This window comes from Methylocystis sp. SC2 (assembly GCF_000304315.1).
Taxonomy (GTDB): domain Bacteria; phylum Pseudomonadota; class Alphaproteobacteria; order Rhizobiales; family Beijerinckiaceae; genus Methylocystis.
In genome coordinates this window covers 1,022,137-1,036,404 of the sequence record NC_018485.1, presented here as the reverse complement: position 1 = coordinate 1,036,404, position 14,268 = coordinate 1,022,137, and the positions used below count along the sequence as shown (strand labels likewise).

The window sequence follows — 14,268 nt, the reverse complement described above, 5'->3', positions numbered from 1 at the left end:
CCATGATCGTAAAGATCAAGCACATAATGCTCGCGGCCCTGGTGGCCGCGAGTTTTTTTCCGACGATGGCTTCGGCGCAGTCGCCTAAGTCTCAGCCTGCGCGGCCGGCGCAGCCGCCCAGGCCCGCCGATATCGACAAGAACGGGGTTCTGATTCTCGTCCGCTCGACTCTGCTTGCGCTCGATCAGGCCAACAAGACCGGCAATTATACGGTGCTGCGCGACCTCGGAGCCCCGGGCTTCCAGACGAACACGGCCGCGCGGCTGGCGGAAATCTTCGCTTATCAGCGCACCCAAAATCTCGACCTGTCGGGCGTCGCCGTCCTGGAGCCGCAGCTCAGCATGCTGCCGCAGATAGAGTCGACTGGAATGATGCACATGGCGGGGTTTTTCCCGTCCGTGCCGACGCAGATTCGCTTCGAACTGCTTTATGCGCCTGTCCAGAGCCAGTGGAAGCTGTTCGGCCTCTCGGTTTCGCTGGGATCTTCGGCGCCGGTGGCGCCGAGCGACGCGCCGGCCCCGAGCGCCGCAGCGCAGCCAAAAGGCGGGACGGGACTTCGCCCGTCCGGGACAAAGCAGCCCTGACGGCGACGGACGGGCGCCGGCAAAGCGCGGGACGGTTCGCCGTCCCGGCTTTTCGGTGAGCTTAGTTTGGCCAGCAGCGGCGGCCGTAGGGACCGAGATGGAAGCCGGGCGGGCAGGGCCTTCCAAAGCGGTAGCCGCCCCATTGTCCGCCCCACCGACACCCGCCATAGGGACCGCGATGGCCGTAAGGCCCGCAACCGCCATAGACTTGCACGATCGGCGCGCCCGCCGTCTCACTCGGCGCGACCGGCATCGCCGCGTCGGCCGGCGCGGCCAGAGCCGCCGCGAAAATCATCGCGAGACCCGTTCTCAACTTCATCTGCAATCTCCTTCAATCGGCCTGTGTGCGGCTCCTCGCGCCGCGCGCGCAGAATATCTGCGCGCAAACCGAAACCTGGCAATTGCAATTTCCGATCTAGGTTAGTGCCGGCGCGGCTGTGTTCATATAATGTTCTTGCGCCGAGATCGCGCGCCAGTTAAGCTGTCGACAATTGCCGAAAGGAATTTCTCGGGAGCGCGCGATGGCGGTGAGGGTGGCGACGGTCGCGTTCGAAGGCGTCGAGGCCCGTCCCGTCGACGTCCAAGTGCAGATTTCGAGCGGCGCGGTCGTCTTCAATGTCGTCGGCCTCGCCGACAAGGCCGTCGCCGAGTCGCGCGAGCGGGTGCGCGCGGCGCTGATCGCTTCCGGTCTGGCGCTGCCGGCGAAAAGAATCACCGTCAATCTCGCTCCCGCCGACATGCCCAAAGAGGGAAGCCACTATGACGTGCCGATCGCGCTTGGGGTCATGGCGGCCATTGGAGCCATTCCCTCCGACGCGCTCGAAGGATTCGTCGTGCTTGGCGAACTTGCGCTCGACGGAACGCTGACGCCGACGGCGGGGGTCCTGCCGGCGGCGGTGGCGGCCAACGCGCGCGGATTGGGACTGATCTGTCCGAGCCAATGCGGGCCGGAAGCGGCGTGGGCGTCGAGCGATATGGAGGTGATCGCGCCGCGCTCGCTCATCCAGCTGGTCAATCACGTCAAGGGCGCGCAGGTTCTGGCCCGGCCTCAGCCGGCGGTCCGCCGGCTCGCCGACGATCAGCCCGACCTTTCCGACATCAAGGGACAGGAGAGCGCCAAGCGCGCGCTCGAAATCGCCGCCGCCGGCGGCCACAATCTTCTGATGAGCGGCCCTCCGGGGGCGGGAAAATCGATGCTCGCCGCGCGGCTGCCGTCGATCCTGCCGCCGCTGACGCCGCGGGAATTGCTGGAAGTCTCGATGGTGCATTCGGTGGCGGGGCAGATCGCCGGAGGCGAACTGACCGACCGGCGGCCCTTTCGCGCGCCTCACCATTCCGCCTCGATGCCGGCGCTGGTCGGCGGCGGGACCCATGCGCGGCCGGGCGAGATTTCGCTCGCGCATCACGGGGTGCTCTTTCTCGACGAACTGCCCGAGTTTCAGCCTCAGGTCCTCGACAGTCTCCGCCAGCCGCTCGAGACGGGCGAGGTGGCGGTGTCGCGCGCCAATCATCGCGCCGTCTACCCGGCGCGCTTTCAGCTAGTCGCGGCGATGAATCCCTGCCGTTGCGGTCATGCGATGGATCCGGGCTACGCCTGCAAGCGCCAACCCAATGAACGCTGCGTCGCGCAATATCAGGCGCGGCTTTCGGGGCCGCTGCTCGACCGTTTCGATGTGCAGATCGAGGTGCCGGCGGTGACCGCCGCCGATCTCGTGTTGCCGCCGCCAAGCGAGGGGTCGCGGCAGGTCGCGGCGCGCGTCGCGCGGGCCAGAGAGATTCAGCGCGCACGCTACGATGCGCTCTCGCTGCCAAGGGTCGCCGCCAACGCCGCCGCGCCCGCGGCGGTGATCGAGCGCGTGGCGCGTCTCGACGCCGGCGGCACGGCGCTGATTCGGGACGCCTCCGAGCGCTTCGGCCTCACCGCCAGAGGGTTTCACAGGGTCTTGAAGCTCGCGCGCACCATCGCCGATCTCGACGGCGCTGAGTCCGTCGGCCGACCGCATCTTGCCGAAGCGCTTTCCTATCGCGCGGGGCTTGCGTCGGGGCGCCTTGCGGCCTGATATGGGCGCATGTCTTTAAACCATATTGTGATTTTGCTTGCGGCGCAGCTCGCCATTCTGCTGCTGGCGGCGTCCATTTTCATTGCGCTGCGCAGACGCGGCCGCGCGCAGGTCGAGGCCGAATTCGAATCGCTGCGCGACGAAATCTGGGAGCTGCGCGCCGCCGCCGCGGCGCGCGACAGAGCGGAAGCCGCCAGTCTCGCCAAGTCGCGCTTTCTCGCGGCGGTCAGCCACGAATTCCGCACGCCGCTCAACGGCGTCATGGGCCTGGCGCAGCTTCTCGCGATGACCAGGCTCACCGCCGAACAGGCGAGCTATGTCGAAGCGATCGGCGATTCCAGCCGTTCGCTCTCGCAGCTGATCGACGACATTCTGGATTTCTCCAAGATCGAAGCCGGCAAATTCGAGCTGCGTCACGAAGCCTTCGCGCTCGCGCCGTTCGTCGAAAGCGTGGTCGAATTGCTGGCGCCGCGCGCGATGGCGAAAGGGCTGGAGCTTGCCAGCGTCATCTCGCCGGACACGCCGCGCGAAATCGTGAGCGATCCGGCGCGACTTCGGCAGGTGCTTGTCAATCTCATCGGCAATGCGGTGAAATTCACCGAGCGCGGCGGCGTGGGCGTGCGCGTCGCGCGAGACGGCGCGCGGCTGCGCTTCGAGGTGCGCGACTCCGGGCCGGGCGTTCCAGAGGTGGCGCGCGAGGCGATCTTCGAGGAATTCGAGCAGGCCGATCCTTCCGAGAACCACCCGCAGGCGGGCACAGGGCTCGGCCTCGCCATCTCTCGCCGTCTCGTCGCCAGGATGGGCGGCGCCCTGGCGCTCGTCAATTCATCGGATACGGGCGCGGTTTTCGCCTTCACGCTTCCGGCGCCGCCGTTCAGCGAAGACAGGGCGCCGGCGCCGCTTTCCGGGCTTGAAACGCTGATCGTCGCGCAGAGCGTCTTTGAAGCGCCCTATCTCGCCGAGACCTTGCGGTTCGCCGGAGCCAAAGCGGAGATCGTCGCGGCCGGGGATGCGCCGTCCGCGCTGCAAATGCGGCGCGAGAAACCCTTCGACGCCGTCATCGTCGACTGCGCGCTGGGCCCGCACATGACCGCGCAATTGGCGAAAGTCGCTCGCGACGCGCAGGCGGGACGACTGTTTCTGCTCTTCTCGCCCATCGAACGGCGCGCCTTCGGCGAAGACGCCTTGTGCGACTTCGACGGATGGCTCGTTAAGCCGGTGCGGGTCGCCTCGCTGATCGCCCGTCTGTCGCCAGAGCGCGCCAAGGCGCCGGCGCCTGACGACGACGCGCCGCCGCAGGCGCTCGCCGGGGTGAACGCGCTGATCGCCGAAGACAATGAGATCAACGCGCTCATCCTCACGCGTCACCTCGCGAAGCTTGGCGCGACGGTGACTCGGGCGGAAAGCGGCGCGCTTGCGCTCGCGCGCGCCCGCGAAGCGATCGAGGGCGTGGGCGCGCCCTATGACGTGATCGTCATGGATCTTTTCATGCCGGATTTCGACGGACGCGAGGCGAGCCTCCGCATTCGCGAGGCGGAGGCGCGGGCAGGCGCGCCGCGCACGCCCATATTGGTGCTCACGGCCAGCGCGCGCGAGGAAGACGAACGCGCCGCCCGCGCCGCCGGAGTCGACGCTTTTCTCACTAAGCCGGTGGAGTTCGCGTCGCTCGCGGCGACGATCGAAGAGCTGAGACTGGCGCCGCGCCGCAGCGGCGCTTCCTCTTAGAGCGCTTCCCGATCACATGGAATCATGTGATTGATAAGGAATCGCTCAAAAGCAATACCTTGGAGCAGGTTCTCATCGAAAAAGTCTGTCAACATTTTCGGAACCTGCTCTTATCCGCCCTGCGGCGCGATGACGCCGAACCGCCCCGATTGATAGTCGGCGAAGGCCTGACGCAATTCTTCCTGTGAATTCATCACGAACGGGCCTTGTTGCGCCACGGGCTCGTCGATCGGTTCGCCGCTCATGAGAATCAGCTTCACGTCAGTGTTGGCTTCGAAGGCGATGTCGCCGCCTTCCTCCTCGAACACGACCACATCCGTCGCGCGCGCGATCCTCTCGCCATTGGCTTCGACCGTTCCTTCAAGAACCGCCGCAAGCGCCGTATGGCCTTCGGGAAGCGTGAATCGGGCGCGCTTTCCAGCGTCGATCCGCACGTCCCAAAGATCGATCGGGGTCGCCGTTTGCGCCGGTCCGCGATGGCCATCGAATTCGCCGGCGATGACGCGGACGATTCCGGCGTCATCCGGCAGATCGACGCGCGGAATGTCCTTGTCGAGGAGGGTCTGGTAGCGCGGCGGGCTCATCTTCTCGCGCGCCGGCAGATTGACCCAAAGCTGCACGACCTCGAAGCGTCCGCCCGACTTGCCGAAGCTTTCGGAATGATACTCCTCATGGACGACGCCCGAGGCCGCGCGCATCCATTGCACGTCGCCGGGACCGATCAGTCCGCCGGCGCCGGTCGAGTCGCGATGCGCGAGTTCGCCGTCCAGGACGATCGTCACCGTCTCGAAGCCGCGATGCGGATGGGCGCCGACGCCGCGCCGCTTGGCGGTCGGTGGAAAATCGAATGGCCCCGCGTAGTCGAACAGCAAAAAGGGGCTCACCGGCGCGCCATGTTCGTGATGCGAGAACAGCGAGCGTACTGGAAAGCCGTCGCCGACCCAGTGCATGGAGTCCGGGGCGGGGTAAACGTCGATAATCCTTCTCATGACGTAGGCTCCTCTGCCGCCTATGTGGGCGGCGTCGGGCGAATTGCAAATTGGCGGTTCTTGACGGATCGGACCGCAAAATCCACAAGTCGCCGGACGGGGCGGCGACGTCGGCAGGCAAGGACGGTTAAATGGACTGGATCATCCTTTTTATCGGCAGCATCTGCGAAGTCGGCTGGCTCATCGGGATGAAATATGCGCAAGGATTCACGCGGCTCTGGCCGTCGCTCATTATGGTTTTCTTCATGGCGGCGAGCGTCGGATGCCTGGGCCTGGCGGTGAAAACGATTCCCGCCGGCACGGCCTATGCGGTGTGGACCGGCGCAAGCATCGCGGCGGCGACCCTGGTGGGCGTTTTCCTGTTCAACGAACCGACCACCGTGCTGCGGCTGGGATCGATCGGCCTCATTCTCTTGGGCATCGTCGGCCTGCGGCTTGGCGGCGTCGACCTGAAATAGAGATTGCCCGGCGCTCCTTGTCAGAAGCGTCGGGCGAAAGAAGCTTGAATCAAAAATAGCTTTCGAGCGTTCCGCGCCGGCGCACGTCGAGCGTCGCGCAATGGAAGGCGCCGCCGAACGCCGCATAGTGCAGGAAAGAGCAGGGGATCGGCTCGTAGCCCCATTTCTCCATCTGCCGCATCATGTTGGTGTGATGCGGGTCGACGATGACGCGCTTCTCGTCGATCATCAGAATGTTCATGCTGAGCCATTTGCCGCACATCGAGGTGATCGCGAGAATGCGGTCGTTGATCGGATCGGGCTCCGGCGCGACGAGAACGTCCCACTTCTTCAAAATGTCGGGCAGCTCATCCGGATTGATATATTCCGGATTGATCAGCAGCCGGCCCGGCCCCAGCGGCAGGATCGTCGTGTCGATATGCATCGGGTTGGGGCAGCGGCTCTTGATCTCGTGGATGCGATAGCCCTCGCCAAGATGGCGGCGCAGCCAGTCGATGCCCATGGCGTTCGTCACATTGGAGCGCGTGACGAAAATATCGCGGCCGCAGCGGAAGAAATCGGCGGCGTCGAACACCGGCTCGAACTCGGTGAGAATATAGCGGAGCGGCTCGCCTTTCTCGGGCAATTTGAAGTTGGGATCGAACAACTCGTCGGTGAGCTGCGGCTTGGGCGCCGACGTCCAGCGCGCGCCGCGCTTAAAATAGTCCTTCAGGATTGGCCGATAGCTGTGCGTCTCGAAATAGCGGCAGGGCCAGGCCATCGGCGTTTCGAGAATCTCGTCGCCGAAGACGAGCATGGAATCGCGCGGGCAGGAATTGCAGAAGCCGCGCGACGACCAATAGGGCGTCGAAAACTTCGCCTTGTGGTTGAAGGGCTCCGGCCGCGTCACCGTGACGCCGAGCGATTCGAGCACCTTGATGAAATTGTCGAGCTCTTCCTGGGCGGGCTCGATCATGAATTTCGGAAAGCGGAAGCCCGCGGCGAGCGATTGGGCGCGCGCGGCCATGCCGGGAATGTTGCAGGTGACGACCGGATGGTCGGAAGGAATCGTCGAGCCTTCGAGGCGGCCGACGATGATCTCTTCCAGTGGATCCCACTCATTGTGGGAGTTGACCGGACAGTCCGCGGCAATCGCGGCCCCTATAGATGCATGCATATTCATAATGCGCCCCGGATCGTTTCCAGCGAGTGACATCTAGCGCTTTCCGATTGTTCTTCAATCTTATGAAAAACGGCGTTATTTCTTGGTTTAACGTCGCGCTGCTTGGTCTTCCTCGCCTTGTTGTCGACTCACGCCTTCTTGGCCGTCGGACTATGTCGCCAAGAGGCGGGGCCGTCTACTCCGGGCGCTCCCCAGGGCGTGCGCGGACTTGCGTTTCCCCCGGCGTTGGGCAATAAACCGCGCTCTACAGAACCGCCCGGCCAGTGATGGGCTGCCGTGGCGGTTCTTTCGCTCGCGCGAACACGCGTCGTTCGGACCAATTTCCTGCGGCGCAAACAACAGGGCCCAGAGCCCGGGAGAGCAAAATGCCCAAACTGAAGACGAAATCCGGCGCGAAAAAGCGCTTCAAGATCACCGGCACCGGGAAAGTGGTCTACGCCCAGCAGGGCAAGCGCCACGGCATGATCAAGCGGACCAACAAGCAGATCAGAAACCTGCGCGGCACGAATGTGCTGTTCAAGACTGACGGCGACAACGTCAAGAAATACTTCCTGCCGAACGGCTGATCTGCAGAACCGCACTTTTTCGCAAAGGAGTTCGTCATGGCTCGCGTCAAACGCGGCGTCACCGCCCACGCCAAACACAAGAAGACCCTCAAGGCCGCCAAAGGCTTCTACGGCCGCCGCAAGAACACGATCCGCGCCGCCAAGGCCGCCGTCGACCGCTCGATGCAATATGCGACGCGCGACCGCAAGGCGAAGAAGCGCGTGTTCCGCGCGCTGTGGATCCAACGGCTCAACGCCGCCGTGCGCGAGCACGGGCTGACCTATTCGCGATTCATCGACGGGCTCGCCAAGGGCGGGATCGAAGTCGACCGCAAGGTTTTGTCGGATCTCGCCATCCACCAGCCGGAAGCCTTCGCGGCGATCGTGGCGCAGGCCAAATCGGCGTTGCCGCAGGCCGCCTGAGAGCTAGAGGGTTTCCCGATCACATGGAATCATGTGATCGATAAGGAATCGCTCAAATCAAAACGTTGGAGCAGGTTCTCATCGATTCGGAACCTGCTCGATATCGCGAACACATTCGAGCCTCCCGCGGCCCGCGGGAGGCTTTTTTTGTTTTCTATTCTTTGGCCGCCGGATCGCCGGGGCTTTTCATCTCGCCCGCCCACGAGTTTTGAAAGCGTCCGCCGCCGGCCGATTTGGCTCCCGAGGCATAGGCGCGCTCTGCCATTCGGCGGGCGTTGACGGCGCGGGCCAGCGTGTCGGCCGATCCATCACGAACTGATTGATCGCGCAAATGAACGAACTGAACATGAAGCCGCCATGGCTCATGAGCACATCGTCATAGGCGCGCATGTTCCAGAAGGGGTCGTTAGCGCGCGTGATCGGGAGCATTCCCGCGAGCCGGAAGCCATGAGTCATCTCGACCGCTGGATGACCGTCGCCGCCGCGAGGATTAGCAGGATCGACATCGAGCGGCGGCGCCAATCGCGCGCTCTCCCACTGAGTGCCGTTCGTTTGCGCCTTTCGGGCGCGCGTCAGCCAGTCGTGGCTGATCGGACAGTCCAATGACGGGTCGGCGGGGATCTGCTCGTAGGGCGCCTGGTTGGGCGTCGCCCAACCGATGCTGCGGATTTCATGCGTCGTCCCGACCTGGCGCGCCGGCATGCGATAAGTGTCGACGAGACTTACCGACGACCGCGGCGGATCGAGATGGCCGATCGTGCGGGAAGATTCGATATCGGTATTCTGGAAGGGAAGATCGCTCACGAATTCTCCGACCCTCTGCAAAAAGCTCCGCGCCCGCTGTTCGCGCCGGTTTGCAGGCCGCTCGAAGCTTTGGCAGGCGGCGCGCCAATCGCGCGCGGCGCCGGCGATCATCGCGCCAAGCGGACGGAGGTCGCCGCGAAAAAGCGGGAAGGCGAGATAGGTCGCGAAGTCAGACTTGATGCCGATTTTCTTTTTTCGATCGATCTCCTCCACCGCTTGATCGAGCGCAAACGGCGTTCTTAGCGCCCCGCAGGCGCGCTCGTCGGGGTTCGGCGTCTCGTCATGGAAGATGAATTCCCCGGGCTTTTTTGCCTGGAGGAACTGCTTGTATCTCTCGCACATTTCGCTCGGCGAATTCATATCCCGACCGAGCAAACTCAGTTTGTCGTGCATGGCTATGGCGCAGTCCGCCGGCCGGATCCCGCCGGGAGGCCAGGAATAGGCCGAGGTGACTGAGATCACGACAGGACTTTGATGAGCGGGAAAAAAGCGATGACCTGGCATGAGGTCGCCTTCGCCCTCGAAGAAGGCGACTCTCTCCCAGACGGCGCGCTGAACATCAGTCCATTTGGAGGCTTCGGCGGCAGGGTTAATGAGAACCACGAGATCGCCGAGCGGGGGATAAAAATAGGCGTTGTCGCCCGGATGATTGCGCACGGCCTTGATCAAATGGTCCTTCAACGCCGTGGCCAACATGTTGCCGCCGAGGCTGTGGCCGATCACGATCATCTTGTTGGGATTGTCTCGTTGCTTTGCCTTCGTCCCGGGCTGTTTGTTGAGAACCTGCTCGATTTTTCGCAGCGCCATGAGGGCGTGCGGCGCGATATATTCGCTGACGGGTTTGCGGTCGAACAAAGTCAGCGTCGCGACGCCGGAAGCGAGCGAATCGCCCCAGGAATTGATCCAGTTCTTCCAGCACAAGGGCTTATCGCTGGGTAAAACGCCGTTCGAGCAATGTGACGCGTCGCCGTCCAAGAGCGCGCCCACGGTATTGCCCAAAGCGATAAAGGGAAGATGCAGTTGCGTTTCGTTTAGGCGGGCGCCTCGCCAGCCGACGTACACCGCCGTCACCTCGCGCCCGCAATGCTCGCTTTCGCCAGCGACGCACCGGTCGCGAAGGTATCGCGCGACATGCGCCGCGTAAGCGCGAAGATCGGTGACATTGCCGTCTCCGATCGATGCGTCATGCCGCCAGCCATGAACGAAGACGATTACATAATTGCTGTGCTTGACGGCGTTTCCGAATTCATCGGCGTGGGTGCGCTTTTCAACTGATCTAAGATGCGCGTTGAGCGCCTCAAGCTGTGTGATCGGCTTCCATGCGCTGCGTTCGATATAGCTCACGCGATCGGTCAATTCGTTCATGGTGAACAGCTGATGAGGGTCCTTGATCAGCTCGAAGGGCTCGCCATCCTCCTTGAATTCCAGAAAGGCCAGCGTGTAGCCAAGCGGATTCAATCGATTGCTGGCGTCAGCGTTGGGAACAGGAACTTCGTGCCGCTGGATCGCGCATTGAAATCTCGTGTCCCAATGACCTGCCTCGTCCTTGAGCGCCGCTTCGTTTTCGGCGTTGCCATAGGCTGCGAGAATATTCCATGCCGGCGACGCGTAGTTCCCGTTTTCGCCGATCCGCATGTTGCAGTCGCGCGAGTCGGGATCAAGAACGCGATAGGGGTGGTCCTTCGGCGTGGAAATGGCCCAAGCGGTTACGAGAACCGTCAGAAAGACCAAAAGCAAAAGATGGACGACAGTGACCGCGCCGCGCCAGATGAAACGACCGGCGCGACGCAGACCAGCGAGGATCTTGAAAAAAAGCGAACGCAGCGAGCCGATCGTCGATGCAAGACGGGCGCTCAATCAAAGCCCCCTCGTGGTCAGGTGACTGCAAACGCCTAAACAATATATGCTTTTCTCCAGGCCGCAAATTTTCGTGAATTTTTAGATATGCCGACAACGCTCAAGACGGGTCACTTGGAAGCTAGGACGAAGCATGGCCGACACATATGATCTCATCGTCATCGGCGGCGGACCCGGCGGCTATGTCGCCGCGATTCGCGCCGCGCAACTGGGCTTGAAGACCGCGGTCGTCGAGCGCGAACATCTCGGCGGCATCTGCCTGAACTGGGGCTGCATCCCGACGAAGGCGCTGCTGCGCTCCGCCGAGGTCTATCGCCTCGCCGGCGAGGGCGAGCGGTTCGGCGTTTCGCCAGGCGCTTTGAGCGCCGACGTCGCGCGCATCGTCGCGCATTCGCGCGAGGCGGCGACGCGGCTCAACGGCGGCGTGGCGTTTCTGCTCAAGAAGAACAAGATCGACGTCATATGGGGCGAGGCGACGCTTGCCGGTAAGGGCGAAGTGCGCGTCGCCGCGCCGACCAAACCGCCCATGCCGCCGCAATTGCCCGCGCCGCAAACGCGGCTCGACCACGGCCTCTATCAGGCGAAGCACGTCATTATCGCGACGGGCGCCCGCCCGCGCGTTCTGCCGGGCCTCGAGCCCGACGGGAAACTCATCTGGACCTATTTCGAGGCGATGAAGCCGGAGCGCTTTCCAAAAACATTGCTCATCGTGGGCGCGGGCGCGATCGGCGTCGAATTCGCGTCCTTCTATCGGACGTTCGGCGTCGAGGTCGTTCTCGTCGAAGCGCTGCCGCATATTCTTCCCAGCGAAGACGAAGAGATCGCCGCTCTGGCGCATCGATCGTTCAAAAAGCAGGGGATCGACATCCGCGTCGCGACGACGGTGACGGGCGTCGAGAAGAAGGCCGACAGCCTCGTCGTTAGTCTGAAAGGCGCGGACGGCGAGACGCAGACGCTGGAAGTCGAGCGCGCGCTGTCGGCGATCGGCGTCATCGCCAATGTGGAAAACCTCGGGCTGGAGGCGCTCGGCGTCGCCCTTGAGCGGGGCGTCATCAAGACAGACGGAAGGGGCGGCACCAATGTCGAAGGCGTTTACGCGATCGGCGACGTCGCCGGCGGTCCGATGCTCGCGCATAAGGCGGAGCATGAGGGCGTCACTTGCGTCGAGGCGATCGCCGGATTGGACGCGCACGCGCTCGACAGGTCGCGCATTCCGGGCTGCACCTATTGTCATCCGCAGGTCGCGTCCGTCGGCCTGACCGAGGCGAAGGCGAAGGAGCAGGGGGTTGACGTGAAGATCGGCCGCTTCCCCTATCTCGCCAATGGCAAGGCGATCGCGCTCGGCGAGCTCGAAGGCGTCGTGAAGACGATCTTCGACGCCAAGAGCGGGCGGCTGCTTGGCGCGCATATTTATGGGGTGGAAGCGACGGAGCTGATTCAGGGCTTCGTCATCGCGATGAATCTGGAGACGACCGAAGAAGATCTGATCCGCACCATCTTTCCGCATCCGACGCTGTCGGAAACGATGCATGAAAGCGTGCTCGCCGCCTACGGCCGCGCGATACACGTTTGAGCCGAACGCGGGGCGTCATTCCCGACGCGCGCTGTGCGCGCCATCGGGAATCCGGACTCATAAAAAATGTCTGTGATGTTGCTTTGGATCCCCGATCGCGCTTCGCGCGTCGGGGATGACAACGTCAGACGAACAAAAACCGGATGAGCGGCGCGTCTCGCGCGTCAGCTCTGCAGCACATATGTTCCCGGCGCGTCGCAGAGCGCTTCGCCCATCGGCGGCGGCGCGACCGGCGGACCGGAACGGGCGGCGAGCCAGGCGCTCCACTCCGGCCACCAGGATCCTTCCCTGACCGTCGCGATTTTCACCCACTCCTCGGGGTCGGCGTAATGCTCGCCGTCCACGCGGTTCGTAAAGCGGTACTCGCCGCGCCTCTTCTCGGGCGCCGAGACGATGCCGGCGTTATGCCCGCCGCTCGTCAGCAGGAAGGTGATTTGCGTGTCGACGAGAAGGTGAATCTTATAGACCGAACGCCAGGGCGCGACGTGATCGCGCTCCGTGCCCACCGCGAAAATCGGCGCGCGGATGTCGCTGAGCGCGACGGCGCCGCCGCTCGCGCGCAGTCGGCCCTCGGCGAGATCATTGTTGAGGAACAGCCGGCGCAGATATTCCGAATGCATCTTGTAAGGCATGCGCGTCGCGTCGGCGTTCCAGGCCATCATGTCGGTCATCGGCTCGCGCTCGCCCATGAGATAGGATTTCAGCGCATAGGACCAGACAAGATCATTGGAGCGCAGGAGCTGGAACGCGCCGGCCATCTCCTTGGAATCGAGAAAGCCGTGCTCCCACATCAGATCTTCGAGAAAGTTGAGCTGGCTTTCATTGACGAAGAGCGTCAGTTCTCCGGCTTCGGTGAAATCGGTCTGCGCCGCGAGCAAGGTCACGCTCTTGAGGCGCTCGTCATCGTCGCGCGCCATGGCGGCGGCGGCGATGGCGAGCAGCGTTCCGCCGAGGCAATAGCCGGCCGCGTGGATTTTTCGGTCCGGCATGAGTCGCGAGATGACGTCGAGCGCCGCCATGACGCCGAGCCGTCGATAGGCTTCCATGTCGAGATCACGATCTTCGGCGCCTGGATTGCGCCAGGAGATCATGAACACCGTGAAGCCTTGCCCGGTTAGAAACCGCACCAGCGAATTATGCGGCGATAGATCGAGGATGTAGTATTTCATGATCCAGGCGGGCGCGATGAGCACGGGCTCGGGCCGCACCGTTTCTGTCGACGGCGCATATTGGATGAGCTCGATCAGCCGGTTGCGATAGATCACCTTGCCCGGCGTGATCGCGACATTCTTGCCCGGAACGAAGGCTTCGGCGCCGACAGGGCGCTTGCCGCCGGCGCGCCGCTCCATGTCTTCGAGAAAATTCTGCAGGCCATACAGCAGATTTACGCCGCCGGTCTCGAAGGTTCGTTGCAGCGCCTCCGGATTCGTCAGCAGAAAATTCGACGGCGAAAACATGTCGAGCAATTGCCGTGAAGCGAATTCGACGACGTTTTCATGCTGCTTGGTGACGCCGCCGATCCCCGTCGTGGCGTTGTGCCACCACTGCTGATTGAGCAGAAAACCCTGGTAGAGCAGCGCATAGGGCCAGCGCCGCCACGCTTCGCCGGAAAATCTTTTATCCTGCGGCAGCGGCTCGATGCAGGGCGCGGCGTTGGGCTGCAGGGCGCAGCGTGACGCGTAACTGGCGAAACGCCAGCTTTTCCGCATCGCCTTTTCGGCAAGCTGCATCTGCTTTCCTGGCGCGGTCGCGAGATGCGCCGCCCAATCCCAATAGGCGCCCGCCATGGCGGCGGGCGAAATTCCGCCGGTCAGATGCGCGACGCTCGCATGAAGCGAACGGTCGATGACGTCGCTCAGCGCGGCGTAGCCGTAGGATTCGCTGTCGGTGGCGCGCTCCGCGGCCAGAAAGGCGGCGGGCCACGCGTCGACGAAGGCTTTCGACGCGAGGCGCGGAAAGTCACGGGCGGGGGAGGCGTGGCGAAGGCTGGAAGATATCTGTTCTGCGCGCGCAGGGTTCGTCTGCGCGGCATTGGGGTGCTTTGTCATCAACGTCCTTTAAGCCGGAGCGCTCGACTGGATTCCTTAG

12 protein-coding genes are annotated in these 14,268 nt (G+C 63.4%); 7 read left to right on the top strand and 5 right to left on the bottom strand.

Features of this window, described 5'->3' with window-relative positions; translation table 11 throughout:
• Window positions 1-2 precede the first annotated feature (2 nt).
• Window positions 3-584, top strand: coding sequence for a hypothetical protein (locus tag BN69_RS04915; protein WP_014890456.1), 582 nt, complete (start codon window positions 3-5; stop codon window positions 582-584).
• A gap of 61 nt (window positions 585-645) precedes the next feature.
• Here BN69_RS04915 and BN69_RS04910 read toward each other — a convergent pair whose 3' ends face one another.
• The gene (locus BN69_RS04910) at window positions 646-903 is read right to left on the bottom strand and encodes a GCG_CRPN prefix-to-repeats domain-containing protein (RefSeq protein ID WP_014890455.1); all 258 of its coding nucleotides are present in this window, start codon (window positions 901-903) and stop codon (window positions 646-648) included.
• A gap of 202 nt (window positions 904-1,105) precedes the next feature.
• Between BN69_RS04910 and BN69_RS04905 the strand changes: the two genes are divergently transcribed.
• Both BN69_RS04905 and BN69_RS04900 read left to right on the top strand, forming a co-directional pair.
• Window positions 1,106-2,644 carry a YifB family Mg chelatase-like AAA ATPase gene (locus BN69_RS04905; protein WP_014890454.1) on the top strand — a complete coding sequence of 513 codons (1,539 nt, stop codon included), beginning with the start codon at window positions 1,106-1,108 and terminating at the stop codon, window positions 2,642-2,644.
• A 9-nt stretch (window positions 2,645-2,653) separates the two neighbouring features.
• On the top strand, window positions 2,654-4,369 hold the full coding sequence (locus BN69_RS04900; RefSeq protein WP_014890453.1) for an ATP-binding protein: 1,716 nt from the start codon (window positions 2,654-2,656) through the stop codon (window positions 4,367-4,369).
• Between the two features lie 110 nt (window positions 4,370-4,479).
• Here BN69_RS04900 and BN69_RS04895 read toward each other — a convergent pair whose 3' ends face one another.
• Window positions 4,480-5,358, bottom strand: a complete 879-nt coding sequence (locus tag BN69_RS04895) for a pirin family protein (protein ID WP_014890452.1) — start codon at window positions 5,356-5,358, stop codon at window positions 4,480-4,482.
• 131 nt (window positions 5,359-5,489) lie between these two features.
• Between BN69_RS04895 and BN69_RS04890 the strand changes: the two genes are divergently transcribed.
• A complete protein-coding gene (locus BN69_RS04890; RefSeq protein ID WP_014890451.1) occupies window positions 5,490-5,816 on the top strand; it encodes a DMT family transporter in 327 nt (108 codons plus the stop codon).
• 49 nt (window positions 5,817-5,865) lie between these two features.
• On the opposite strand, the gene BN69_RS04885 is transcribed toward BN69_RS04890, so the two are convergent.
• On the bottom strand, window positions 5,866-6,978 hold the full coding sequence (locus tag BN69_RS04885; protein WP_041926802.1) for an amidinotransferase: 1,113 nt from the start codon (window positions 6,976-6,978) through the stop codon (window positions 5,866-5,868).
• A 365-nt stretch (window positions 6,979-7,343) separates the two neighbouring features.
• Here BN69_RS04885 and rpmI point away from each other — a divergent pair, with 365 nt between their 5' ends.
• On the top strand, window positions 7,344-7,544 hold the full coding sequence (gene rpmI / locus BN69_RS04880) for a 50S ribosomal protein L35 (RefSeq protein WP_014890449.1): 201 nt from the start codon (window positions 7,344-7,346) through the stop codon (window positions 7,542-7,544).
• Between the two features lie 36 nt (window positions 7,545-7,580).
• The gene (gene rplT, locus BN69_RS04875; RefSeq protein WP_014890448.1) at window positions 7,581-7,946 is read left to right on the top strand and encodes a 50S ribosomal protein L20; all 366 of its coding nucleotides are present in this window, start codon (window positions 7,581-7,583) and stop codon (window positions 7,944-7,946) included.
• Between the two features lie 186 nt (window positions 7,947-8,132).
• On the opposite strand, the gene BN69_RS18360 is transcribed toward rplT, so the two are convergent.
• Window positions 8,133-10,607: a hypothetical protein gene (locus BN69_RS18360; protein ID WP_014890447.1), complete on the bottom strand. Its 2,475-nt coding sequence runs from the start codon at window positions 10,605-10,607 to the stop codon at window positions 8,133-8,135.
• 133 nt (window positions 10,608-10,740) lie between these two features.
• Between BN69_RS18360 and lpdA the strand changes: the two genes are divergently transcribed.
• Complete coding sequence (lpdA, locus tag BN69_RS04865; RefSeq protein ID WP_014890446.1) at window positions 10,741-12,180, top strand: dihydrolipoyl dehydrogenase; 1,440 nt, start codon at window positions 10,741-10,743, stop codon at window positions 12,178-12,180.
• Window positions 12,181-12,344: 164 nt separating this feature from the next.
• Here lpdA and BN69_RS04860 read toward each other — a convergent pair whose 3' ends face one another.
• Window positions 12,345-14,228, bottom strand: coding sequence for a PHA/PHB synthase family protein (locus BN69_RS04860; RefSeq protein ID WP_014890445.1), 1,884 nt, complete (start codon window positions 14,226-14,228; stop codon window positions 12,345-12,347).
• Window positions 14,229-14,268 lie beyond the last annotated feature (40 nt).